The 22,081-nt window shown below is 38.2% G+C and carries 29 protein-coding genes; 8 read left to right on the plus strand and 21 right to left on the minus strand.

The genetic code is table 11. The annotated features are described in order from the left end of the window. Nucleotides 1-324 precede the first annotated feature (324 nt). Genes KDK19_RS20130 through KDK19_RS20140 form a run of 3 tightly spaced genes read left to right on the plus strand, consistent with a single transcriptional unit; the run spans nucleotide 325 to nucleotide 1,820 of the window. On the plus strand, nucleotides 325-828 hold the full coding sequence (locus tag KDK19_RS20130; RefSeq protein WP_257292749.1) for a DUF29 domain-containing protein: 504 nt from the start codon (nucleotides 325-327) through the stop codon (nucleotides 826-828). Continuing rightward, nucleotides 821-1,324, plus strand: coding sequence for a DUF29 domain-containing protein (locus tag KDK19_RS20135; RefSeq protein ID WP_257292750.1), 504 nt, complete (start codon nucleotides 821-823; stop codon nucleotides 1,322-1,324). The genes KDK19_RS20130 and KDK19_RS20135 overlap by 8 nt, the downstream gene beginning before the upstream one ends. Further along, entirely contained in the window at nucleotides 1,317-1,820 is a 504-nt protein-coding gene (locus KDK19_RS20140) for a DUF29 domain-containing protein (RefSeq protein ID WP_257292751.1), read from the plus strand. Before KDK19_RS20135 ends, KDK19_RS20140 begins: the two co-directional genes overlap by 8 nt. A 14-nt stretch (nucleotides 1,821-1,834) precedes the next feature. On the opposite strand, the gene KDK19_RS20145 is transcribed toward KDK19_RS20140, so the two are convergent. The 3 genes from KDK19_RS20145 to KDK19_RS20155 form a co-directional block, all read right to left on the minus strand. Beyond that, complete coding sequence (locus tag KDK19_RS20145) at nucleotides 1,835-2,842, minus strand: hypothetical protein (protein WP_257292752.1); 1,008 nt, start codon at nucleotides 2,840-2,842, stop codon at nucleotides 1,835-1,837. Between the two features lie 77 nt (nucleotides 2,843-2,919). Further along, on the minus strand, nucleotides 2,920-3,837 hold the full coding sequence (locus tag KDK19_RS20150) for a hypothetical protein (RefSeq protein WP_257292753.1): 918 nt from the start codon (nucleotides 3,835-3,837) through the stop codon (nucleotides 2,920-2,922). Next, nucleotides 3,827-4,354 (minus strand): hypothetical protein, encoded by a 528-nt coding sequence (locus KDK19_RS20155; protein ID WP_257292754.1) that lies wholly within the window; start codon nucleotides 4,352-4,354, stop codon nucleotides 3,827-3,829. The genes KDK19_RS20150 and KDK19_RS20155 overlap by 11 nt, the downstream gene beginning before the upstream one ends. Before the next feature lie 93 nt (nucleotides 4,355-4,447). Here KDK19_RS20155 and KDK19_RS20160 point away from each other — a divergent pair, with 93 nt between their 5' ends. Next, nucleotides 4,448-4,897 (plus strand): hypothetical protein, encoded by a 450-nt coding sequence (locus KDK19_RS20160; RefSeq protein ID WP_257292755.1) that lies wholly within the window; start codon nucleotides 4,448-4,450, stop codon nucleotides 4,895-4,897. On the opposite strand, the gene KDK19_RS20165 is transcribed toward KDK19_RS20160, so the two are convergent. From KDK19_RS20165 to KDK19_RS20190, 6 genes are read right to left on the minus strand one after another with little or no spacing between them, the layout of a single operon-like run. Beyond that, the gene (locus KDK19_RS20165) at nucleotides 4,869-5,600 is read right to left on the minus strand and encodes a hypothetical protein (RefSeq protein WP_257292756.1); all 732 of its coding nucleotides are present in this window, start codon (nucleotides 5,598-5,600) and stop codon (nucleotides 4,869-4,871) included. The two genes, KDK19_RS20160 and KDK19_RS20165, sit on opposite strands and share 29 nt — an antisense overlap. Nucleotides 5,601-5,602: 2 nt before the next feature. Then, nucleotides 5,603-6,100 (minus strand): hypothetical protein, encoded by a 498-nt coding sequence (locus tag KDK19_RS20170; RefSeq protein ID WP_257292757.1) that lies wholly within the window; start codon nucleotides 6,098-6,100, stop codon nucleotides 5,603-5,605. Continuing rightward, nucleotides 6,097-6,762, minus strand: a complete 666-nt coding sequence (locus KDK19_RS20175; protein ID WP_257292758.1) for a hypothetical protein — start codon at nucleotides 6,760-6,762, stop codon at nucleotides 6,097-6,099. Before KDK19_RS20175 ends, KDK19_RS20170 begins: the two co-directional genes overlap by 4 nt. Further along, complete coding sequence (locus KDK19_RS20180) at nucleotides 6,752-7,132, minus strand: DUF2493 domain-containing protein (RefSeq protein ID WP_257292759.1); 381 nt, start codon at nucleotides 7,130-7,132, stop codon at nucleotides 6,752-6,754. Before KDK19_RS20180 ends, KDK19_RS20175 begins: the two co-directional genes overlap by 11 nt. A 10-nt stretch (nucleotides 7,133-7,142) precedes the next feature. Continuing rightward, the gene (locus KDK19_RS20185) at nucleotides 7,143-7,427 is read right to left on the minus strand and encodes a hypothetical protein (protein WP_257292760.1); all 285 of its coding nucleotides are present in this window, start codon (nucleotides 7,425-7,427) and stop codon (nucleotides 7,143-7,145) included. Nucleotides 7,428-7,463: 36 nt separating this feature from the next. Continuing rightward, the gene (locus tag KDK19_RS20190; protein ID WP_257292761.1) at nucleotides 7,464-8,900 is read right to left on the minus strand and encodes a hypothetical protein; all 1,437 of its coding nucleotides are present in this window, start codon (nucleotides 8,898-8,900) and stop codon (nucleotides 7,464-7,466) included. Between the two features lie 32 nt (nucleotides 8,901-8,932). Between KDK19_RS20190 and KDK19_RS20195 the strand changes: the two genes are divergently transcribed. Beyond that, nucleotides 8,933-9,796 (plus strand): hypothetical protein, encoded by an 864-nt coding sequence (locus tag KDK19_RS20195; protein ID WP_257292762.1) that lies wholly within the window; start codon nucleotides 8,933-8,935, stop codon nucleotides 9,794-9,796. A gap of 27 nt (nucleotides 9,797-9,823) precedes the next feature. Here KDK19_RS20195 and KDK19_RS20200 read toward each other — a convergent pair whose 3' ends face one another. From KDK19_RS20200 to KDK19_RS20215, 4 genes are read right to left on the minus strand one after another with little or no spacing between them, the layout of a single operon-like run. Then, nucleotides 9,824-10,231: a hypothetical protein gene (locus KDK19_RS20200; protein WP_257292763.1), complete on the minus strand. Its 408-nt coding sequence runs from the start codon at nucleotides 10,229-10,231 to the stop codon at nucleotides 9,824-9,826. Continuing rightward, the gene (locus tag KDK19_RS20205) at nucleotides 10,228-11,619 is read right to left on the minus strand and encodes a ribonuclease H (protein ID WP_257292764.1); all 1,392 of its coding nucleotides are present in this window, start codon (nucleotides 11,617-11,619) and stop codon (nucleotides 10,228-10,230) included. Before KDK19_RS20205 ends, KDK19_RS20200 begins: the two co-directional genes overlap by 4 nt. 44 nt (nucleotides 11,620-11,663) lie before the next feature. Beyond that, a complete protein-coding gene (locus tag KDK19_RS20210; protein WP_257292765.1) occupies nucleotides 11,664-12,188 on the minus strand; it encodes a hypothetical protein in 525 nt (174 codons plus the stop codon). Then, nucleotides 12,185-12,721 (minus strand): hypothetical protein, encoded by a 537-nt coding sequence (locus KDK19_RS20215; RefSeq protein ID WP_257292766.1) that lies wholly within the window; start codon nucleotides 12,719-12,721, stop codon nucleotides 12,185-12,187. Before KDK19_RS20215 ends, KDK19_RS20210 begins: the two co-directional genes overlap by 4 nt. 88 nt (nucleotides 12,722-12,809) lie before the next feature. Between KDK19_RS20215 and KDK19_RS20220 the strand changes: the two genes are divergently transcribed. Both KDK19_RS20220 and KDK19_RS20225 read left to right on the plus strand, forming a co-directional pair. Continuing rightward, complete coding sequence (locus tag KDK19_RS20220; RefSeq protein WP_257292767.1) at nucleotides 12,810-14,120, plus strand: hypothetical protein; 1,311 nt, start codon at nucleotides 12,810-12,812, stop codon at nucleotides 14,118-14,120. Beyond that, on the plus strand, nucleotides 14,113-14,733 hold the full coding sequence (locus KDK19_RS20225; protein ID WP_257292768.1) for a hypothetical protein: 621 nt from the start codon (nucleotides 14,113-14,115) through the stop codon (nucleotides 14,731-14,733). The genes KDK19_RS20220 and KDK19_RS20225 overlap by 8 nt, the downstream gene beginning before the upstream one ends. A 34-nt stretch (nucleotides 14,734-14,767) precedes the next feature. Here the strand turns inward: KDK19_RS20225 and KDK19_RS20230 are convergent, their stop codons facing one another. The 8 genes from KDK19_RS20230 to KDK19_RS20265 form a co-directional block, all read right to left on the minus strand. Further along, nucleotides 14,768-15,421, minus strand: coding sequence for a hypothetical protein (locus tag KDK19_RS20230; protein ID WP_257292769.1), 654 nt, complete (start codon nucleotides 15,419-15,421; stop codon nucleotides 14,768-14,770). Nucleotides 15,422-15,473: 52 nt separating this feature from the next. After that, nucleotides 15,474-15,797 (minus strand): hypothetical protein, encoded by a 324-nt coding sequence (locus KDK19_RS20235; RefSeq protein ID WP_257292770.1) that lies wholly within the window; start codon nucleotides 15,795-15,797, stop codon nucleotides 15,474-15,476. Nucleotides 15,798-15,809: 12 nt separating this feature from the next. Next, nucleotides 15,810-16,181 carry a hypothetical protein gene (locus KDK19_RS20240; protein WP_257292771.1) on the minus strand — a complete coding sequence of 124 codons (372 nt, stop codon included), beginning with the start codon at nucleotides 16,179-16,181 and terminating at the stop codon, nucleotides 15,810-15,812. Nucleotides 16,182-16,491: 310 nt separating this feature from the next. After that, nucleotides 16,492-16,965, minus strand: a complete 474-nt coding sequence (locus KDK19_RS20245) for a hypothetical protein (protein WP_257292772.1) — start codon at nucleotides 16,963-16,965, stop codon at nucleotides 16,492-16,494. Further along, complete coding sequence (locus KDK19_RS20250) at nucleotides 16,949-17,488, minus strand: hypothetical protein (RefSeq protein WP_257292773.1); 540 nt, start codon at nucleotides 17,486-17,488, stop codon at nucleotides 16,949-16,951. Before KDK19_RS20250 ends, KDK19_RS20245 begins: the two co-directional genes overlap by 17 nt. After that, entirely contained in the window at nucleotides 17,476-18,012 is a 537-nt protein-coding gene (locus tag KDK19_RS20255) for a hypothetical protein (RefSeq protein ID WP_257292774.1), read from the minus strand. Before KDK19_RS20255 ends, KDK19_RS20250 begins: the two co-directional genes overlap by 13 nt. 4 nt (nucleotides 18,013-18,016) lie before the next feature. Further along, entirely contained in the window at nucleotides 18,017-20,488 is a 2,472-nt protein-coding gene (locus KDK19_RS20260; protein ID WP_257292775.1) for a hypothetical protein, read from the minus strand. A 70-nt stretch (nucleotides 20,489-20,558) separates the two neighbouring features. After that, the gene (locus KDK19_RS20265) at nucleotides 20,559-21,197 is read right to left on the minus strand and encodes a hypothetical protein (protein WP_257292776.1); all 639 of its coding nucleotides are present in this window, start codon (nucleotides 21,195-21,197) and stop codon (nucleotides 20,559-20,561) included. Nucleotides 21,198-21,249: 52 nt separating this feature from the next. Here KDK19_RS20265 and KDK19_RS20270 point away from each other — a divergent pair. Next, nucleotides 21,250-22,081 (plus strand): hypothetical protein (locus tag KDK19_RS20270; RefSeq protein WP_257292777.1); only part of this gene is annotated, 832 nt, incomplete at its 3' end.

Genomic DNA, 22,081 nt, shown 5'->3' on the forward strand with positions numbered 1-22,081 from the left:
TGCAGCAGTTCATAAGAGAACGGCTGACAATTAGCGCTTGTCAGTGAACATAGCGTTTGATGGCGATACAGTATCGGTTAATATTCTTTATGGTGAGGAAAGTGTCGCTGAGTGTTTAGCGTATCTTGACTCTAAAGCGGCTATACGCGGCAATAGGGGTGGATTATTGCCCGGAGTAATAACGGACAATGTTGAATGGTGTTTACTGAATCTTACTGGAACTTAATAAAGGCAGGGCCATAGCCCTGCCTTTATGCTAATGTATTTTTTTATGTTGATGCTTCTATTATTTGTCTGTAAACTTTAAATTTAACTGGAGAAACTATGCAAAGTCTATACGAGAGAGATTTTACCCAGTGGTTGAGTGAGCAAAGAGATTTATTAGCACATAGAAAGTTTGATGAATTGGATCTTGGAAATCTTTTGGAAGCACTGGAGTATCAGGTGGGTAATCCTAAAAATGAGCTTGAGAATCATTTAATCAGGTTACTTATTCATTTACTTAAGTGTAACTATCAAACGACGGTTTTAAAGGATGCTTGCAATAACCATTTTATTAAAAAGTGGTTAAACAGTATTGATAATGCAAGATACGACATTAATCGACATATCGCTAAAAATCCACACTTAAAACCCCACACACATGGCGCTCTAAAAGAGGCATACCCACACGCTGTAAATAAAGCTATTATTGAGATGAATAGATTTTTAAATCCCGGCCAGCAAACATTAACCTTTAAGAGTTTCCAAGAAAAATGCCCATGGGCATTTGAGCAAATCATGACTGAGAAATGGTATCCCTTAAATGGAGTTGATTTAAATGAATAACTTATACCACACAGACCACCATAAATGGTTAACCCAACAGTTAGCTTTATTAGCTAATAAAGAGTTTGATAAACTGGATCTTGATAATCTGCTTGAGGAGTTGGAGTTGAGTATAGATGACAAAATCCGTGAATTAAAAAGACGGTTAAGGACCCTAATCGCTCACTTGCTCAAGTGCGATTATCAAACTACAATATTAAAAGATGCTTGTAATAATCATTTTGTTAAGAAGTGGTTAGGAACAATTAAAAGAACAAGAATAGATATCGTTGATCTTTTTGAAAAAAACCATAGTTTAAAAAATTATGTTAAGGAAACCATGGTCAAAGCCTATCAGGAAGCTAAGGAGGAGGCCATTGATGGGATGAATATCCACGCCCGCAACGCTTATACCCCTTTAGATGATAATAGTTTCCCAGATACCTGTCCCTGGAGTTTTGAGCAAATAATGGAAACCGAATGGTATCCTTTAAATGGAGTGAGTTTAGATGACTAGTTTATATCACACAGATCCTTACAAGTGGCTTAGTGAACAAGTTAATTTGCTGGCTAATAAACGTTTTAATGAGTTAGATATTGAGAATTTAATTGAGGAACTGGAGTTGAATAAGTCTGATAAGATTGATCGACTTGAGTCCCAATTAAAAGTATTAATTCAGCACTTGTTAAAAATGGAATATCAAACTACAGTATTAAGGGATTCTGTAGCAACAGAGCGGGTGCTTAAGGGATGGAGAAAAACTGTCAGAAATACAAGAGACGAAATTAAACGGTTGTTAAAAAAATATCCAACCGTTTATCAATATCGAGATGAAGCTATAGCTGAAATTTATGCTGATGCTAAACGGGGGGCTATTGATGAGATGAACGATCACCTTCATAAAAGTCAAAAGCTAATTAACGACAGTTTCCCCAAAACCTGTCCTTGGGATTTTGATACAATTATAAAAGCTGATTGGTATCCACTGAATGGAGTAGAGATTGATAACTAATTTATTGGCAGGGACTAGTCCCTGCCTTTTATTGCGGCCCTGCGACGATCAGCCCTTAATCGCCGGTTAAGGGGCACACGTGGATAGGTTTTACAGATACGCATGGGTAGGGAGAGAATCTCGTCTTGCATCAGTAAAAACTCAGCATCTGTAGAGGCGTATTGAAACGGTTCAAGATTATAAACCTGCACCCCATCCCTGCTTTTTCTAAACCATTGTGGGTCAATCTGAGCTAACTGCGATTTTAACAGACTCAGCTCAGTAGCTGTATTTGCTGGAATAAAATCAAAGGGTAAACGATAGATAGATAGTATTTGTCGAATGGAATCCGGGTTAACAGTGAGTATATCAAAACCATCCAAAATATCTAATAATGCCGCTACTGTACTATAGTCAACTTTAGTGAAGTCACCAACTACACTAAGTGCACTCTCGGTTAAATGACCTACAGCATCACCGCCTTTATCGGCAACTTTATTGGTCAGATCAGTAAGTAGACTTGGAGTTCCAGCACTGGTCATTTCATTAACCAGCGTTTGGGTTAGGCCAAACTCCATAGCACTATCGCGTACTCCACTGGTTGTTGTAGATCCAAATAATCCTTCAGTTAGTAAGCTAATAGTTTTAATTTGATCCAGGGTTGTCTCTGGGGCTTTTTTATGTCTAACCCCATCGGTATTGTAGAAATAGTCAGTCTGCTTTGCTTCCGTAGTCGTTACTGTACCTAGGAGCACATCTGTGGCAATTTCTCCCAAACTATCCAGTACACCCTGCTCACTACCCAACGTATCCTCAGCACGCTCTGTAAGCGTTTGATTGGACATTACTGGTGGTGTAATATTTGACTTTAAGACACCACCATCAAACACCTGGGGTGGCGTCGCCGTATTGATAATGTCTTGGTTGATAGAATTGTTAGTGGTTGGCGTTTGAGGACCACTCTCGATTTGATAAACATCTTCAACCGTTAATTTATCTTCAGCGCCGGTTTTAAATAAAGGTTCTGCTATTCGTCCAGCCATTTTACTATGCTCCAGTCTAGCTACTACAAAATGAAGGCAAAAAAAAAAATAGTACCCTCAGGTACTATTTTAAAAATTCAATCCAACTTAATCTCAACAGTATGAGTAGTGCGCCTACCCCTGTGCCAAAGTACGGCTTCAAGAAAAGCCTCATCCACTTTCAAAAAACGCAAAGCGCGTTTAAAAGTCAGTTGAGTCATGGTTTCTTTAGAAAGGGCTTTAGTCAAATTATTTCGATCGCTAGAGAGCGCTTGTGATTCAGTTTTATCTTTGCCCGATAATGAAACACGATTAACCGGGTCCATTAGATAATCATCTAATAGCTGATTAAAGCGATGATTATTAATCTTTAAGTCAAAGATTGCCTGTCGCCACAGTCGTGTGGGAATATCATTAGCGTGTTGTAAACCTTTATCATTCTCCTCCAGCAGATCGTCGATTGTAACGGGTTTATTACCGTCAAATCCTGTAAAGTCACTTTTAAAGTAATTAGGACCCTCTACCTTGGGTAGTCCAATGATATCATTATCATCATAACTCATCAGTTCTTCAGGATCTTCATTACCCATAGCCTTTAAAGAACCTCTGATAATATCACTGGTGATCTCATGACGAATATCATTAAGAGTTAGGATACTACTGTGTTGAGTGGTATCACCACAGCGTTTGAGATAAAGATTAAATTGAACTTTTTCAACTTTTAAAAAGAACAGAGCCTTTTGAAATACTTTTATTGTAAAACGGTCATGTGCCATTTGACGGCCAAGATTACCTTTTGTCCAAGACCGTATTTTACCCTTAGGAATGCTGTTTCTGGGATCATCCAGAAATGACTTCATATTTTTAGACCAAGTAATGGGTCCAATCTTAAGGTCTCTAAGCATTACCCTAAATAATTCAGTAAAAGTATTCTTTGCTGTATTGATGCCTTTATCTGAGCGCTTCAAAAGCGCCAGAATCTTGGAATCATGTTTTTTCTTCTTGCTACCCATCATCAGTTACCAATGTGTTCAGAAGTTTGAACCAGCTAAACGTATCGTGATAAACCCGTAAAAGTCTACGATTGTAATAGGGATACATAGTTTCTCGTATCGACTCACATTCATAGAGTGTGCTGGCCAGCGTGTAATAATTACCTTGTAAAATTTTCCATGCTTCATCCAAGGAGATGTAGACATTATCTTTATCAATTAACCAATCATTAACAGCAATATTTTTGGGTGTATTTAGCTGAAAATCCAAATCGTTTTTTAAATGTTCAACATTTTCGATTCTTATGATAGCTGTTTCGAGGGTGCTGTTTAATTCTTGAAAATTGGTGTACCACAACTTCAGGGTTAACCGATCCGTATCTACCGGTGTAAATCGCGATAAATCCTCGGAACCTACTTGTTTTGATATAACATCAAACAAATTAGGTGTATGTTTATTTTTTGACATTAATGTCTCAAACTGTTGTAGCTGACGTGTAAACTTTCTTTGGACCCATCGTCGTTTGAGGGTTTTTAACATAGTTATCGCCTCGTATTATTTCAGTCCGTTAAGTATGCGTTAATCCACTGAAATAATATGTATTTCAATCGTTTTAGAACAGAGGTTTAAATAATGGATGAATTAATTGTCGAAGCAGAAGCTACTACTGAAAAAACTGATCCAGATAAACTTATTAAACACACCCAGAATATCCGTTTGAATCTTGTTGAGAAAATGATGGAAGGCGGTATGCCTGAAAACTCTAAAGACCAGTATCGTTTATTGGCAGCTTTGGAGAGTATAGATACAACGGCCTTGGGCGTTAAACGTATTAAGACTGAAGAAAAGGGTATTGAAAAAGATCGTGAGATAGCCAAAGCTATGAATAAGCTTTATGGTAAAAGTGGTAACTCTAATCCATTTCAAACCTCCGAAGCTATTGATGGCAAAGTAATCAATGATCAGGTGGACTTGGCAGCAGCTCAGTTGCCTCAGTTGGATGTAGTGGATGGCGAGATGGAAGAGGGTATTTCAACTATGGATTACGAAGCGTTTATGGAGACACACCAGGATGAGCAATAGTCACTAACGAAAATTCTCGAATTGGAATAAAATGCAGAGCCAGATATTCAACCAATAAAAATTCCAAAGCTCTAAAGGGGGACGGCAGCTCCCCTTCAGTCTCTTTTTCAAGGTTTTCAATAACCGCCAAATCACCACAAGCAATTTCTGGAGCAAAAAATTCTACTCTAGGTATGGGTTGAGTCACCAATTCTTTATGGTGCTGTGCAAACCATCCCTCAAAATCAGTATAGAAAATCCCTTCCCAATTGTTTTTGATATAACCTGGAGTTAACACACTCGCAGGAATATCAACACATTTCATTTTTACCATAGTACCCAAATAACAACCAAGTATACTCATTATCGCCTCTTTTTCATCATCGGCTAATTGGTATGGATGAGTATTAATATCAACATAAATAACCGGGTCACTATGCGTTTCTTTAGCGCCTTTAACCACTTGAACAATGCAGCGTTGAATAAAGAAAATAAGGTTAGTCATAGCTGATTTTGCTAAAACGCGCTGGTCACGATTTTCCCATAACTTCTTAAAATCCTTTTCACTAAAGTACTCGGTTAATGTCCAAAGTTCATTGGTGGTGCGATTATGATAACCTTTTTCTATTAATATATCGGGCGCTTGTGGGTGCAGTAAACTAACTGCACCCAACTGAGTATCCAATAGAGCATCGAGGTTAACTAATAAACCTTGACGTGCCATTATTAATTCTCCAATACATTTAATATTACTTGATTTTTTACATAATTACTTAAATGGAAAAGAGCTACTATCCACCGGTTGTTTTCAATGATATATTTTGTTTGCTCTTTATCCGTAGAATAAATACGCTCAAGAATATCCCCATTGATTGCTGATAGCCCTTGGGAGCGATGAACTTCAATATAACGTACCACTTGATCAACAAGATAATCCGACTCATCTGAATTGCAGCATATCATGCCAAATAGATAGCCTGTATAATCGAGCAATAAAGCTGTTTCTTCCATACCTTGTTGTCGAACGGAATCCCATAATTTATCTGGATTACCCCCCCAGCTGACAAAGCAGAAGCGAAATTGATCAGAACCTAACAACCCGGCCAGATTAATAAGAGCACTGCTTGATGTTTTATCATGCGGGTCCCAACCCGATATACGAACCCAATAAGCAGTCATCTCATTAATTCTTGAAAGAAAGCCTTCATATTCACTTGAAATCATAGTGTATTATCCAAATGCATGGCTTTAAGAAGCGCTGCTGCTACTTCAGTTGATTTTGCTCGGGTGTTAGTTGTTGCGGCTCGATCAAGACTCCCTGTACCACTTTGAATGACATCTTTGGTGAAGACATTATAAGCCGCTTCATCACCGCCGCGTATTTTAATAAACTCTTCAATGGTTTTATCCAAACCACAGGCTGCTAACACTTGCAATTCCGGAAATGACAATGAAGCCCCTTTCGATGGTCCGGTTGCCTGATTAGTTAACTCATCACGATGGTTATTATCCTCAGCTACAGTTATTTTTTTAGTAACCAATTGCGCTTGTCGCCTTAATGTCAAATCACACACCATATACGGCAGTGGCGTTAAATAAACCTCCCCGGTTGCAGGATCAGTTAACTTTAGACGTTCAAAGAAGTTATGCCCTAGTTTTTCAGCCAACTTAATATTTTTCTCAACACTTAGCTGGTGTTTAGATTGATTAGGCACAAATAACGCTAATGTAGTTTCTTCACTGGCAAGCTGTTCCAGCCATGCTCCAAAAGCTTTATCGGACATTTTATCCAAGCGTTTTTTATAAATCGCTTTATTTTCCCCCGATGGATCTAGCTGATCTAAATACCAGAATAAGGTATCAACTACTTTCTGTCTATTGGCCATGCTCACCTCCCTTAAAACGAATCACCCTTACATTTAAATAGTTATCCAAAGCCAGGTCAATCATGTGGGCTGTGCCTTTGGATTGACCATCCCAAAAGGCACAGAGTGCATCGGCGTTAGTGGCCATTTGCTTGTTACGACGATAGCCAGCGGCTTTGCCATATTCATCCCAGTTAGCTGGAAACACCTCCACTTCATAACCCTTATCCTTGGCATACTTGCCACCCATTCTGTCGGGACCACGAGCATCGCCATGAATAATAGTTATTTTAACATCTCGTTTAATAACATCGCACAATAATTTATCTAAGGTGTGATATAAATATTGATAATCATTAAAGCTACGTGAGCCTGCGACAATTAATCGCATAAGTGTTACCTTAATATTTGGGTAAATCATTGCGGACTATGTAGGGTACGATCAAGTGTTTAAAATACTCAAGCCACTCAGTGACAACCAGATTGTCACTGAGGTATTCCCTGACTGCAATAGTGGGTTCTGGGCAAAGACCTAATTGTAGTCGCCAGTATTTATTCATGGCGTGTAGTTGTTCTTTCAAACCACCTCTGCACTCAGGAATTTGCCGTTTAGCCTTGGATGCGGTTTTAGGTGAAACCTCTGCAAGAATATCGAGTACCTGTCGTTTTAAATTAGTTCTTGACATAACGCCATCCTCATATTGGGTGGGTAGACCCGCCTTCTATTTCTTTTTAGACGTAGGTTTACACCACTTGGGTTTATAACGATCCAAACGCATATTTAAAAGGTCCATTGTGGACAAAAAGTGCTGTGGGTGTTTCTGTTCTTTAAATAACCAATAACCACGGGTATTAAGTAAGACATCCCAATCATAACCCTTTTCCTGAATATCTTTATAAAGCTGTTCAGGAGTGCAGCGAAGTTCTGGGTCAATTTTATCCCAGTACATAAAGATTTGACTCATTTCTGAAGTAATCTCTAATGCCCTGCGTATTTTAGGATTTTCATCTATGTGTTTGCGGATATTAGTGCGACCTATTTTAATGCCAGGGCATAGTATCAACTCATGAGTTTGATCGTTACCGTTTAAACCAAAACCCGTGGTATGCTTTTCGCCACGGATAATTTTGTTTTCCTTTAAATGGTGGTATTGACTTAAATGGGGCAATAAACCATTTTCCTGAGAACAAATGACTTTAAAGGTAACAGCAGAAGCACCACCTTTCATACGCCATGGGGTAACAGAAATAATTTGTAGATCCTGGTCATTCTCCTTTTCCATGCCGGGTCTAACAGGATACTGTGTTGTTTTCTTACTGCTTTGTAATGTGGTAGTGCCTGAACAGTAAAAGACACCATTGACAAGGGTGGTGAAATTTTCAGGTACTCGTTTAAGTTTTAAATCAGCGGGCATAGCTGCCAACTCTTTAGCCGGTGGTTTACGTGGGTCAAGTTGATGTTTTTTACCTACATGGGCTGTCATAGTAACATGAATTCCACAACCAGCAGTAAGCAGGGGTAATTGCGTAATCATCTGCGATTTAAGTCTGGCTACCTGCATGGCTTCCATATTTAATTTAGAATCACCAATCTCATTGTCACTATACATCTCTTCTACTGTATCAAGTGGGAACTGTGAAAAAGAGTCTATCTCAACAAAGGTAGGTTTTATTTTGGTAATCGACTGTCCCGATTTAGGGTCAACAAAAGGTGTTGTTAAATGCACCTTCTTACCCCCGTTTTTCATTTCCTTACCATGCTCTTTTATCATTTCAAAGAACTCATTACCACTGGTTAACCCATCGAGAAAACCCAACACTGGTGCTTCTTCAGCGAATAAATCTTTATCTTTAAGATTTTCAAAAGCCTGTGCCAGACGTGTCAGTCTCGGTTGATCAACGGTAAATTCAGTATCGTAAATAATATTGCCAGAGGACATATAACGATCGGCAACCGCCAAATTCATATAATGAGTTACTGTAGATTTATAGGTGTTGCCTTTACCACAAATACCTAACAGGTAAGGGTAACCCCCTGATAGTATAGACTCACCGTCTTTACCAGAATAGTATGTACCTGTTGGAATATCGAATAAACAACCAACATTGTATCGTACGTGGATTTGATTTTTAGAAAATTTAGCGTTAATGTTAGCCATATTTTATCCTTAATCCGGTTAAAGGAGCCCCAATGGATAAGTCATTCTATCTCTTAAAAGAGACCATCTCCCTTGAAGCGATGACGGTCAGTGACCTTAGCATACCTTTTAATAAGTTATCAGGTATGGTAGGCGCTTTTAAATCCCATGTAACCAGCAAGTTTAGTGGGTTGTTTGCTGGCAATAAAAATCCCTTGTTTAAAAAGTCTTTTATTTCTAAATCTTTTATTAAAGAAATGAACGTGACTCCTTATACTAATCTGATGAATGTAACAGTTTACCGACCACCTGGTTTAATTGTTAGTTATATAGAACATGCCGAACTACTTCTTGAACATCAAAAGATAATTTTAGATGTAGAAAAACGTTTAATAAAGCCCATTAATATCTGGTTATCAAAGCTTCTTAGCGAACCAGATAATTTAAAAGGGCTTAGTCAAACCAAGTTTAAACATACTGATCTGGATAAAATTCAGGCTGAATTAAAAAAACAGTTTAATTCAAAACACGCCGCTCACGATAAATATTTGTATCAACAAGCCATTGAGCGTCAGGCCGATTGGCGAGAATATAAACAGCTATTAGGTGAGCTGGTTGCCAATCAAGCTAAGATATCGGTTAAAGACTTGTTAAAGGCCACAAATAACGTCGCTGACACTATTGATTTGCTGATCAAACGAGTTAATGAAGAACCAGGATTGTATCAGGTTAATAAAAATGTTTTAAAAGATATTAGTGAAATCTTGTATGAAACTGGACTTGAGCTTGAATATGTGGCAATACTATCTAACCAGATACAGACTCTATTAACCGCCACTATCGATACTGAAGACAGGCTTATTATTATTCTTAATCAAGAAGCTTATCCCACCCGTGCAGAAGAGGTTAACGAATAAAAGGAGGGTCTTAAGACCCTCCTTTTATTAAGCACATTGCTTAAGGGTGTTAACCACTACATTGATGTCACGTATCATATCGCCGCGTCTTCCATAAAGCAACCACTGGGGTGTGACATCTAGAATATTATCGCTGACCAGTGTGTTGTTATTATTAACCAGATCCTCAGCACACTCTTTACTTAAATGACACCATAGATTATTGGCAAAATGTTCAGGGAAAGCTAAAGCTCGTCTGTCAACATTTTTCAATAAAGATTGGTGAAGCCGCGATCGATTAGCATTATCAATACCCATGACATTACTTAAATGGCGAAACAAAGTTACTGAGAAGAATACTCGTTTCATACGTGCTGTTAGCAGCTGACTGAGCATTCTTATTACCCACTGTTGTACAAGACTTTTGTTTGGTGTGTTAGTTAAGCTAGGAGTCATTTCTTTTCCCTTTTTTGTGTTAAATGAAGGTTGGAATAGGGCGCTGCCCATAATCCGATATCATCACCAGACTCAATCACGACGCCGTAGTAAAAAGCCTTGTCCGATTCTGGCCAAGTAATCAAACACACTTTAGGTTTATGCTTGGCAATAGCCGATAAAGTATTTAGTAAAGGTAAGTCAATACCGAACGTTAGTGTGATACTTTGCTCATCTTGATTTTCAACTGTCACAGCGATTGAAATAGCTTTATCGATATTTGAAATAGTTTCTTTTAATATCGCTTTATCGCCATCCAATTGAAACAGTTTATCGGTAATGTCTATCTTCTTTTGATACTTAACAGGTTCTTCGTCGAGATACCCCCTGAGTTGTAACTCCAGAGAAGAAAGCTGTTTAATGCCTTCTAACCCTAAACGAGGTGGGTTTAGCTCAACGGTGATGGGCTTTTTTTCAAAATCCAACATATTGCGGTCATTGGTTTTATGTCGGAAGTAAATACAACCTTCATCCAGTATTTCCTTATACTGCCTTTTTACCATAATAGTTGATAGTCGCCCAATAAAAGGGCTATGATGGTCTTGACCATTAAGGGTATTTTGATGCTCTCTGACACGCTCAAGAACCGGTTCTTTCTCCTTTAAATAAAGGATTGACATAGAACTATCCGATTGTCGTTTACCAAACAAATGATCATCCTTACCGTGGTTGCCACAGTAATAGATAAATCGACCATCTTTACTGATAGGTTGTGTGTCAGCTTTAAAATAGAAATGTTTTTGGTCTAACAGGCGATTGAAATTTACCTTAGGAGCAGCACGGAACTTACTAGCTTTAGTAATGTGGATATGCTCAACTTTTGCCCCATTAAAAGCAGCGTTAACCGCTTTAGAGGCATTACCATCCGCGTACTCATTGCCTTTATTACCACTGTGGCCTTTTACCCAACTGTAGCTAATTTCAAGCCCGCGCTCTTTAGAGGCAAGTAAGGTTTTATGTAGACGTTGCCATAGCTCAACATTTTTCAAAGGCGCACCATCGGCACGACACCAACCATTTTTAGACCAGCCATCAAGATATTCCTCGGCACCCTTTTTGACATATTCAGAGTCCAGGATAAAATGAGCTTTTTGACACGGATATTCCTCAAGCTTTTCCAGTATTCGGATAAAGCCCATTAACTCTGCGACGTTGTTGGTAGCGTGCCCCTCTATAGTTCCGTAGGCGTCGATTTTCAAGCAGTCTTTAGCAGCCGGATTATCGTTGCCCAGAGGTGTTAGCTCGCCAAAAGCCCCCCAACCAGCAAAGCCCTCCTTTTGCAGACAACCACCGTCTGTATAACATTCCAGTTCCCAGACAATGTCATCTGCTGTATTATCATTGCTCATTTTTCTATTCCACAGTAGTTATTACATGATATTGCGTCATGTAATTATTGACTGTTATTAAATTGCTGTTGCAGTACACGGTTATATTTAATGACTGATCGATCGACAATGGATTTTATATCATCAACATGGTCAACCAAATCCAGTACGTATCGACGGTAAGCCGCTTCAATGGCTTCTCCCTGAGAGTTACCATCTAAGGGGGGTGGGCTAGGTGGTCTTGGAAACACCGGGTATTCAAATAAACGAGGCTCTTTAGGCAACACACACTCATTATCCAGAGCTAACTCATAGCCTGTTTTATTGGATAAATTAATTAGCTGTTTATCAAGATAAAAGCTGTAGGCCATAAGATCGTTTTGATATAAAAGTAAAATGGTTTCCAGTTGATCATTAGGGTGTGATCTTAGATATTCTCTTAGATCCGGGGGAACCTGTAAAGGCCGCAACATATCTTTAGCCCCAAGAAGATTTCTGTCATTAAGATTTTCCTCCTTTGGTTCTGGTGCAGTGACTGTAACACAGCCTATTAAGAGTAAACACGTTATTAAGACCAATAATTTTTTCACTGTTCTCTCCCCCTCAATCGGTCATAAGCCATTTGAATAGTATCAATAGCTCGCATACGCATTACCTCAATGCTATGGTTGCGATCATTGATCTCCTCACGAAGCTGGACAATTTCTTTTTGTTGGACCAGCGCATGTCGATCTTTAAGATCATTTTCTTTTATCAAAACTTCATTAGTCTCAGCCAAAGTATTATTGTTAGCTCTCATCTTCTTAAGCGCAATTCTGGCTGCACTTAGCTCATCTTTTAATTGACTATAACGTTCTTTTTGTTCTTTGATAATTTCAGTACGTGATTCAAGTCTTGATTCAATAGTGGCAAGCGACTTGTTGGTAGCGTGGATTTCTTGAGTGAGTGTATCAACGTGTGTTAAATACCGATAAAATATGAGGACATTAACAACGATAACAATTGCAATTAACGCAGGTGTTTTAGAGCGCTGCTTGCGGTGGTTTTCACGACGACGATCTTTTAAAAGCTCTAATAGAAAAGGAATCGCTGAAAAAATCACCTTAAAAGAGCTGTAAATCATTTTATACCTCTCAGGTGTGTTTTATTATAGATAATCAAAACTTGAAAAGACCCACCTCTTATTTACTACAATTGGAAGGCTTCTACTGATGCACATTATCAAAGGGTTTGTTAGTATAAACAGTCGCGCGGTCGCAGATCATGACCAGACTTCTGTGATAGGACAGTTGACAGCTCGCTCAAGAACGTTTGCACGTGAGAAATCTGTCTATTCTAAGAACACAGACGAGGATCTGACCCTTACTGTGTTTTCTTCAGTTACTTCTGCCAATGTAAAAGAAGATCTGACACAAGATGAAGTAGATACCTCATTGGAGTTAGCTTCCTGGGTCGATAGCTATATTCGCGACAATGGTGTTAACTCTAACTCAGAAGATTTTAAAACAACACTGGCTCAACGCTTCCCCGACTATCAGGATTGGGCGATCGGTGATATGTTGGTTATTACCGATAACCATTTTCCTGAATCCATTGAGTGGGTTGATCCCAATAATGACAGCAGTCGATTTACACTCTGGTTTTCAGACGCTAGCTTTCAAGCTGAATATGACGTATACGAAATCCTTGTGGTACCACCCACCGCTAATGTTGATGATTTGCTTGAATCTCATGCTAATGTTCAAGGGTATTTAGCTGAGTATGATGTTACACGACAGATAGACCGTGCTAATGATTTGGCGGGTATGTACCCTTATACCGCATTGCGTTCGCAAAGCTATACCTGGCAAGATGCTAATGATGGTACTTTACAATTAGATATTAACTGGTATACCATTATCTACGGTCCTGCTGGTGATCGTCGAGAACGAATCCAGGATGCGATTATTGAGTATGTCAATGGGCGCACTACTGGTACTGATGTGCAATGGCAAAGTGTGTTGCCAGATTTGTTTTCACCCACTGAGTTTATGTTGATTCCTTTGTGGGATCAATTTTCAGTACCCAGTCAAAACCTGTTACCTGGTATACACTCACCCTTTGCCCAACACGAGCGTCAGCTTGCTTTAACCAAAGTCATACTACCCGATTTTGAAGAAGCTCACATTACTACTAACCTGAGTTTTACCGGTACTCTGTATCGCTCTTTGGGTATGTTAACCATCGGCTCCCCTAATAATCGAGATTTGATTTACAAGTTGGAAGAGCATTTTCCTGATTACATGCTGGTTAGTACCTCATCAACTGACTTTGCACGTATCAGCCCAAAAACACAGGGTTTTATTACTTTGCTCTATAGAATAATGGCCGCTAGTGAGAATTTAGGTCCCGAGTATGATTTGCCCCTTGATATGGTAGTAAAAGATCGTGATGGTAAACGCTTTGTTGCTTCTTCTTATCAGGGTATTTATTTCTTGGTAATGTCTCGTGAAAGTTACCTTGAGGTAGTGTCTAATGTCTGATCGAAAAACCCCAACCATTGGTGCTTTGGGTATTTATACACTAAGAGCCCCTTTTACTATTGATGGCAATGCCGTTTATGAGTGTGATTCCATTCTCAGCTTCAAAGAGGCTGAAGTAGAGCAAGCTCACAATGTACTCAATGATTTTTATCTGGCCAATGGGTTAAGTGAAGCTATTTATCTTAGTGATCGTGATGCCGAGGTGCACATTGTTGTACTAAAGGCTAGTGGTAAACCAACTATCTACGTACCTGACTCGTATATAGACAGTTACCCCAATGAAGGTGTAGTGCCTTATAATCACGTGATACTTTCTATCTCACTAGGTGCTTTACCCGATCAGTTCAGTCTTGATCAGGTTAAAGCTGATATTTCAAATATTGTGCGGGAGCGTTTGAACGTTAATCATGAGGTAGCTGTACATTTGGCACCAGCTACAGGTGCTGTTACTCAAAGTGATCACAATGTTGCTGAAACGCACAGACTTTCTGGCGTGAGCGATGTGGTGACTGATTACGAAAAATTACGTGAGTCGCAAAGTAAGGTACGGGTATTGACTGATTCGGTATTGGCTTACAATCAACTTTTAAAAGATAAAAATATAATTTCATAAAAAAAAAAATAAGGGAGCCCAGGCTCCCTTATTTTTATTCTTGTTCAGATTCTAACTCTTTTATTGACTTAAACCATTCATCGGCAGAACTAACTACATTATCTGAAGTTAATACTTCGATACCCGAATAAGTCAGAAATAGTTTAAACTGTTCAATCAAATTGTCCTGATTTTTTTCTCCGGTGTTAAGATAACTAAGGAATTTAGTAAGAATTGCGCTATTACACCCAGTCTCTCTGAGTATAATTTCATTTTGAGGCCAAGGTTTGTTAGTCAGTCTAATCAAGAAATCACTAGTCCTGTCACCTACAAACAGTATTCGATTATGTTGTTTGGTAAAATAACCTTCTGATCTGACCTCAATAGATTGATTAAAGTAATTGGGGTCTTGATAGGATGGCACCCCTATACCCATTCCCGTTTGATATTTCTGTTGATCATTTATAAAATCCGGTAGATTGAGCAAAGACACTTCCACACCATTAATCCAAATAGCGATCTCTGGTATCTCCACTTTCATATCAACAGCATAGTTTGATTTTAACCAGATTCTTATTATCTCCAAACTATCTTCAAGATGTTTAGTCGATGCCATTACGTTTTTCATAAACGTAACAATCTGTGCATCTATCTGTAGCTCTGGCTCAAGCTGTGAAATTATTGCGTTAAGTATCAGGTTGTTAAACATAGTTTTCTCACTTAGGTATTGTAATTGATGGGAGTATCAATTTACACAGTAGTTATACAGGTTTGAAAGTATTTATGCGCTGTTTTTTAGTGTTTGGAACGGGTGTATCTTGACTACGGGACATTTTAGTACCTAGGGGTTTGTTAATATCAATCGGTATGTTTTTACCATCTATGGTTAGATAAAAATCGGGTATCCCGATAACATGATTGATATCATAACGCGCTTTTAGCCAGCCAGAGATTAACTCACCGGCAGCTTCTTTATCATCAACTGTTTCTAAAACATAAGTGATAAAATTCCTTGTCTTTACGGCTTCATTTTCTGATACGTTAATATGTTGTATGATCTCATTAACAATAAGTTCTTTAAGCATAATGGCTTCCTATTAAATATAAACGTGTCCGGTACGGACAATAAAGTAATTAGGTTTAAACTCAGGAGCTATAATTAGAAAGTAATTTTTCTCTAACGCATAGCTCCAGCCTTTAAATAATAAGTTAACTTTACCCTCCTCGTCTTTTATCCAAAGGCGATTATTTTTTCTCCCCATTAAAAGTCCTTTATACCCATACTCCCCAATCACTGGTAAACGTATTTTAAGTGCTTTAAAAGCACGTTCGTAACTGTAATGGTTTCTATCCACGGCTGACCAGTCAATCCTTGTCAACGAGCGGATATGACGTTTGGTTAAGGGCGGTGCGCCATTCTTTTCTTTAAACCAGTCTGGCTCATTCCCCCTCGACCTTTTTGTATTCATTATTTACTCCATCCATAGCTTATTTTTTTTTTAGAACCCTTTGTTATTATTCCAGTATTTGTTAAAATCTTTAATGTGCCTATACGTAGACACTAGATTCCATAATGAGAACAGAAACAAGACATTGCTGGCGCAAAACGCCATCGTCAATGGTTTGGGTAAATCTAACTGATTATACCAGAGATAACCAAACCAACTATCTACTATTAGTGATACTATTAAGGTAAACCAGAATAATCGTTTTACCAGTTTAAGATAATCTTGAATAAGTTGATAGTGTGTCTTTTTCATAATGTCTACTTCAAGAAAATTAGCTTGGTTTGAGATGATCAATATACGCGCTTAGTTCTGAATTTAGACCCTCACCGGTACAGACGCAGTACCAATTACCATAACAGTTTTCAATATGCACATAGTCGCTGGTGAGTTTTCTGTAAAATATATTAGTTTCTCGATACCAATAAATTAATTCATAGGTACTTGTATCAGCACTTATTTGCTCTAATTCAATAACCCGTATATCACGTCGGTTAACCGGTATGTTAAATACCTCTGTTAAATACAGACTGTAATAATTAATCATTGATAAGTAAACAATAGCACAAAAAGCGATTGAAGTAATTATCATAATTAAAAATTGCATAGCCTCTGGAACTTCACGAGGGTGATAAATTAATGCTCCAAATATAGTAACTGTAAGTAAAATTAACAATCCACTTATCCGGTTGGTATTGCGATTAACCTGATAATCCCTGTTTGATTTAATTTTAGTTTTTATAGTCATACTCTTCCCCAGAGAGTTTATTATTATCTCGTTTATAGAGCTCTTTTAAAATATTTTTTATCGGATACCTAAAGTACTCATGGGTGGTTTGACAACGCCAATTACCTTCCTTAGAGAGATAAACAACAAATTTTGATTCTCTAGTATCAAACCAAACCATACACCACTTTACCTGCATTACTCTGCGTACTACACTAACAGTATAAACAGGTGTATCAACAGACACCTTCTCAAAAGCAGTAATCTGCAAAATATCGCAAATATTAAAACCACTACTCCAAAGTCCATTGCCTTTAATCTCAGTGGTATCTCTAATCCTGGCAAGTCTGGTACTTTGATCAAAATAAAGCAATAACACCCCTAAGGGCACCCCATAGAAAGTACTAAAGGTGAGAAACTCCCAACCGCCAAGTCCAATAATAGTGGTTAGAGTAAGTATTAGAGACCATTTAGCGTCTCTAGCAAATCCATGCATACAGGTATGATGGTTAATGATCAATGGTTTTATTTTTATCGGCACCATATCGTATCCTCTTTCATTACCGATAGGTGTTCCATATAAACTTCCTCCAATACCTCACTTAAATCAGAGTTAATTAACTCACCACTGTATTCGTCAATCCAAAGACCATCTTCCCTTCTCATACAGCGAGCAAGCTCACTTTTTAGCTCGTAGCTAAATAATTTCGTTGGGTAGTAGTAATAGCGAAATTCAATTATTTCTAGTCTGATACAGGATAATAACACTATCTTAATTTTACGAATGTCAAGCAAGTTCAACCTTGTTTTCGTGACAACTAAATTATATTGAGCTAAACGCTTGCTCTTTTCACCTAACCACCACCATAAACAACCACTACCTATGGCTACCACTAAAGTACCCAATGGCCATGAGCCCCCTAGCCAATAATTTAATGGTGCAATAAGCAAGATGTAGGTTAGTAGTATTATACTACCTTGACTAATACGGCGATTGTAAAAATTCACCCAATAGTCTTTATTAGAGCGGCTAATTAAGTTTCTTGTTATATTAAGATTGTAAATCACTGGATTACCTTATTGTCACATGTTCATTATAATTTTCAGGGACAGCAATGTTGGTCTTATCCAATACACACACCTGTGAGTTGGCAAAAGCGCCATGTTCAACCATAAAGTGGCTGACTAAAAAGAGTTGGCTGCATTGTTTAGTCTCCAGCAGCATCTTGTTAAAATCAATGAGTTTAGAGCGATGTTTATCATCAAAGGTTCTCCCTAACTCATCCAGAAGTAATGGATAATCAGTCATATCCAGATAATTCATGACCATCAACACAAAGGCAAAATTGATCATATCCGTTTGTGCTTTTGACCCCATTTTAATATCAGGTATTAGTTTAGACTCACCTTTTATTTGAATCGGAAACTTATAATCAAGCTCACCTTTATCGTTTTTGCAGGGCAGTATTTCCATATCATATTCCCAGACCTGCGCGATAATATCATTGATGTGTTGGATCAGATGTTCAATAAAGTAATTAAGATAATCTGAAATCAAACCATCTACTGGCGATAAAGCATTATCCAGTAGTGCTAAAGCCTGAGCTTCTAGTTCTAATTCTTTTAAGCTATCATTAAGACTATTAAGAATGCCAGCAATGGTATCTTGTTCATTAAGCTGGTTTTGTATAGCAGCTAATTGCACCTGAGCGTTACTCATTTTTTCAGTAAGGTGATCCTGAACCTTAGCATTCATTAGTACTTTAATTTCAGATTCGACTTCTCTATACAAACACTGGCACTGCTCTATTTTTTCTATTAAGTCACTAACGTATTCATAATAGTCAATCCAGTTTTGCTTTTGCTTCTCAAGCTCCACCGTCCTTAAACGCTCAACACTAATTTTACTCTCCAGTCTTTGGATTTGATCTTTTAGTAGTTGTGTTTCTGATTCAATTTCCTTTTGTTTGGCCAATCTCTCTAGAGTGATATAGGTTTCATTTATTTTTATGGAGAGCTCATCATAGGCCAAACGTTCGTGAAATTTAGTTTCCCAATCATTAAACAAATTGGCAATCTGATCTGGATTAGTCGATAACCAGTCGGTTTTATTAATATCCGCCCAAACAACTCTTAACGCCGGATAATTACGTTGTAAATTATAAAACAGCTCTCGCTCACCACGTCTGGTACGGATGGCCTCTAACTGCTGATCTAAGGTTGATTTAGTCTCGGTTAAGTCTTTAATTACCCGATTAAGATTTTCAAGTTTAGACTCAATATGTTCAAGTTCTTGCTCGGAAACACCGGGCTTCCATACATACTGGCAGCTAGGACATTGCTCCTCTCTGGCCTCGAGTACTCTTTGTCTACGATCATTAAGGTGTTCAAAACAAGTTTGTTGTTGTCTTAGCTTTTGACAAACACTATCGTAACTGCAATGAATATCCTGCCACTGTTCTCGCTCTGGTACATTCAATGCGCTGCCGGTGCATTGTGCTAGTTGATTTAAAAGATCTCCTTTTATTTCAAGCATTAAACCAATCCGTGCGCTTAAATCATCAGCGCATTCATCTAACTCAGAATGGCCGTTAAGTTCAGCTTGCTGTGCTTTTAATTCACTCAGTTGTAATTTAAGTTTAGTTTCATTCTGATCCTTAAGTGACTCAGTTTCTTCAAATAAACCCTGTAAATGCTCTAACTCCTTAAGGTGGTCATTTAATCGACTTTTAGAGTGCTCCAATTGCCCATTAATATCGGTAAGTTGTTTGCGAACATCATCCATCGATGAGATGGAGTTCACTGGCGGTTTTCTCTGCCCAATACCGAGTATATCTTTGGATAGGGATTTTAAGCGATGAACTTTTTCATCCCACTGAGGTTTAAGTAAACTGTATTGTGGTGTTCTTTCACGAAGCTGCCCTATAGCCTCTAAATTAGTAATCAACTCTTTTGCTTTAATATTAAGACCTTTTATAGTCTCTGAATCTTTTAACCTTTCAGTTTCAATGCCAAGTCGACGTTTGCTGTGCTTAAGGGCACCTATGTTATCTCTGTGTTGAGTTTTTATTTTTTGATACAGATCAGTTGCGTAATCAAGATTCATACCACTGATACGGGTTAACCATTCGCGTCGTAACTGAGGTCCCATTTCGGTAAAAGGCAACTGACCATTAAGTATTTTCTCAACACGGGCATCAAAGCCCAATTCTATTTCTGCTAATTCACGCTGCACTGTAGCGGTGCCACCTTGGTTTAACTCAAGACCATCCTTAACAAAAGAATGACTGGCTTTCTTTTCGATATGACTTGTTAGAACGTAATCTGAACCCTTATGTTCAAGCTCTAGTATCTTTACACCACCTTGAGAGAAGTCAGTGGGGCTAGCTGGTAATGGCAACAGAGCTGCCAGTATGGAAGTCTTACCCGAACCATTACTGCCCAAAATTACCTGTAACTGCTTGGTGGTTTTAATATCTATTTCTTTTATGCCAGTAAGGATAAAGCGTGCGTAATTTTTTAAATACAAACGTGTAATAAACATAGTTAATTCCCTCTATCTTAATAGCGGGTAAAATAAAAAATAGCAAAAAAAGAAGGGGGTGTAACCCCCTTTAATAGTTAAATACTTTGGACATTAAGCACTCAGCATTTTTGGTGCGTGTCAGTACTGGTGCACAACCACTACCTACTGGAATTAAATGTAACCATTTAGGATTGTTATAAACAATTTGCTCAATAGCGGGTATTGTCCAGGATAGATTAACGTTTAACTTATGTGCCGTGGTTTCTTTTTCACAAAGTACAATAATCTTTAACAGCTTCATGCTAACGGCTTGTTCATTAAGTGTGTGTCTGTGTTTAAAAGGAATAATATTGAAAAAATCAACCGCACCTAGTGGATTAAATTCAAAATCAGAATCATAACACTGAAAATTACGAATAGTATTGTATAGCGCCTCCTTTTCATAAGGTTGCAATTCAACGCTAGAGGTTGTTGAAAATATTCTTGCCATTTTCTCTACTCTGGGAGAACTACCAAGTTTACTCAAGGTATAGATGCAACATCGTCTAAGGATATCACTATGTCTATAGAAGGAATAAATCTGTATAGGATTGTATTTATTTTTTTGTACTAAAATATCCTTTAATACAGGTTCAGTAATAAAACTCAGCGCACGAAGTAGCCTTACTGTTTTCTGACAGCGTTCAATCGTACGCCCCATACTCGAATTAAACATTTGTTCGCTCAAAATTTAATCCTTTTATAGTAATTTGACATTACAATAAGAAGAGGTTCCAACCATGGAAAGCCAGCTTAAGTTTTTTTCTATTGGCATTGTTGCCACTAATAAGGCTTTATCTTCTAAACACATAGATGTAGCACCTATTGAAATTTTACCATACTTCGATGGTGAGTTGAATCCAAATCCCACTAATGTCCAGTCTTCTGGTATCGATGCCGATTCAGTGCAGTATGTCTCCAAAGTAAAAATGGATACTGTTATCAAAGCCCAATGGTTTTCCAAAGAAACCAATAGGCGAACGGCACCGGATGTTCGCCGAGGTGAGCAGGTATTGATTTATCGCTATGCTAATGATGACAAATTCTATTGGGTAAGTCTTGGTAGAGATGATCATCTAAGGCGTTTAGAGACAGTGGTTTGGGCTTGGTCAGGATACCCTGATCCCAATACTGACATTGAGCTGGGCCCTGACAATTCTTATATGTTGGAGTTAAGTACCCACAATAAAGCTTTAACCTTAACCACTTCAAAAGCCAATGGTGAGCCTTTTGGTTATACCTTGCAGTTAAATACGGGTGATGGTAATTTTACTATCACTGATGATGTGGGTAATATTATCCAGCTTGATTCTAAAAATACCAAGATTACTTTAGAGAATGCTCAAGGGTCTTATGCCTATTTAGATAGGAAAGATATTTATATTAAAGCGCCCAATAATCTTGATATTAATGTAGGCAATGCTATTACAGTGAAATCAAAAACCTTTACCTATAATGGTCAGACGGTTACCTGGAATGCGAGTAGTTTCACAATTAATGCGCCAGTGACCATTAATGGTACTTTGGGCGTTAGCGATGGTATGACCGCATCGGGTGGTATTAGTACACCCT

It is taken from the genome of Endozoicomonas sp. ONNA1 (genome assembly GCF_024606325.1).
Classification (GTDB): Bacteria; Pseudomonadota; Gammaproteobacteria; order Pseudomonadales; family Endozoicomonadaceae; genus Endozoicomonas_A.

Coding starts and splice junctions, on each gene's coding strand:
- KDK19_RS20185 (WP_257292760.1), bottom strand. CDS start 7,427: ATGTCAAGAACTAATTTAAAACGACAGGTACTCGATATTCTTGCAGAG.
- KDK19_RS20240 (WP_257292771.1), bottom strand. CDS start 16,181: ATGAATACAAAAAGGTCGAGGGGGAATGAGCCAGACTGGTTTAAAGAA.
- KDK19_RS20160 (WP_257292755.1), top strand. CDS start 4,448: ATGGATGAATTAATTGTCGAAGCAGAAGCTACTACTGAAAAAACTGAT.
- KDK19_RS20245 (WP_257292772.1), bottom strand. CDS start 16,965: ATGACTATAAAAACTAAAATTAAATCAAACAGGGATTATCAGGTTAAT.
- KDK19_RS20130 (WP_257292749.1), top strand. CDS start 325: ATGCAAAGTCTATACGAGAGAGATTTTACCCAGTGGTTGAGTGAGCAA.
- KDK19_RS20155 (WP_257292754.1), bottom strand. CDS start 4,354: ATGTTAAAAACCCTCAAACGACGATGGGTCCAAAGAAAGTTTACACGT.
- KDK19_RS20250 (WP_257292773.1), bottom strand. CDS start 17,488: ATGGTGCCGATAAAAATAAAACCATTGATCATTAACCATCATACCTGT.
- KDK19_RS20235 (WP_257292770.1), bottom strand. CDS start 15,797: ATGCTTAAAGAACTTATTGTTAATGAGATCATACAACATATTAACGTA.
- KDK19_RS20135 (WP_257292750.1), top strand. CDS start 821: ATGAATAACTTATACCACACAGACCACCATAAATGGTTAACCCAACAG.
- KDK19_RS20260 (WP_257292775.1), bottom strand. CDS start 20,488: ATGTTTATTACACGTTTGTATTTAAAAAATTACGCACGCTTTATCCTT.
- KDK19_RS20180 (WP_257292759.1), bottom strand. CDS start 7,132: ATGCGATTAATTGTCGCAGGCTCACGTAGCTTTAATGATTATCAATAT.
- KDK19_RS20140 (WP_257292751.1), top strand. CDS start 1,317: ATGACTAGTTTATATCACACAGATCCTTACAAGTGGCTTAGTGAACAA.
- KDK19_RS20150 (WP_257292753.1), bottom strand. CDS start 3,837: ATGATGGGTAGCAAGAAGAAAAAACATGATTCCAAGATTCTGGCGCTT.
- KDK19_RS20145 (WP_257292752.1), bottom strand. CDS start 2,842: ATGGCTGGACGAATAGCAGAACCTTTATTTAAAACCGGCGCTGAAGAT.
- KDK19_RS20165 (WP_257292756.1), bottom strand. CDS start 5,600: ATGGCACGTCAAGGTTTATTAGTTAACCTCGATGCTCTATTGGATACT.
- KDK19_RS20205 (WP_257292764.1), bottom strand. CDS start 11,619: ATGAGCAATGATAATACAGCAGATGACATTGTCTGGGAACTGGAATGT.
- KDK19_RS20220 (WP_257292767.1), top strand. CDS start 12,810: ATGCACATTATCAAAGGGTTTGTTAGTATAAACAGTCGCGCGGTCGCA.
- KDK19_RS20195 (WP_257292762.1), top strand. CDS start 8,933: ATGGATAAGTCATTCTATCTCTTAAAAGAGACCATCTCCCTTGAAGCG.
- KDK19_RS20190 (WP_257292761.1), bottom strand. CDS start 8,900: ATGGCTAACATTAACGCTAAATTTTCTAAAAATCAAATCCACGTACGA.
- KDK19_RS20215 (WP_257292766.1), bottom strand. CDS start 12,721: ATGATTTACAGCTCTTTTAAGGTGATTTTTTCAGCGATTCCTTTTCTA.
- KDK19_RS20225 (WP_257292768.1), top strand. CDS start 14,113: ATGTCTGATCGAAAAACCCCAACCATTGGTGCTTTGGGTATTTATACA.
- KDK19_RS20200 (WP_257292763.1), bottom strand. CDS start 10,231: ATGACTCCTAGCTTAACTAACACACCAAACAAAAGTCTTGTACAACAG.
- KDK19_RS20175 (WP_257292758.1), bottom strand. CDS start 6,762: ATGGCCAATAGACAGAAAGTAGTTGATACCTTATTCTGGTATTTAGAT.
- KDK19_RS20230 (WP_257292769.1), bottom strand. CDS start 15,421: ATGTTTAACAACCTGATACTTAACGCAATAATTTCACAGCTTGAGCCA.
- KDK19_RS20170 (WP_257292757.1), bottom strand. CDS start 6,100: ATGATTTCAAGTGAATATGAAGGCTTTCTTTCAAGAATTAATGAGATG.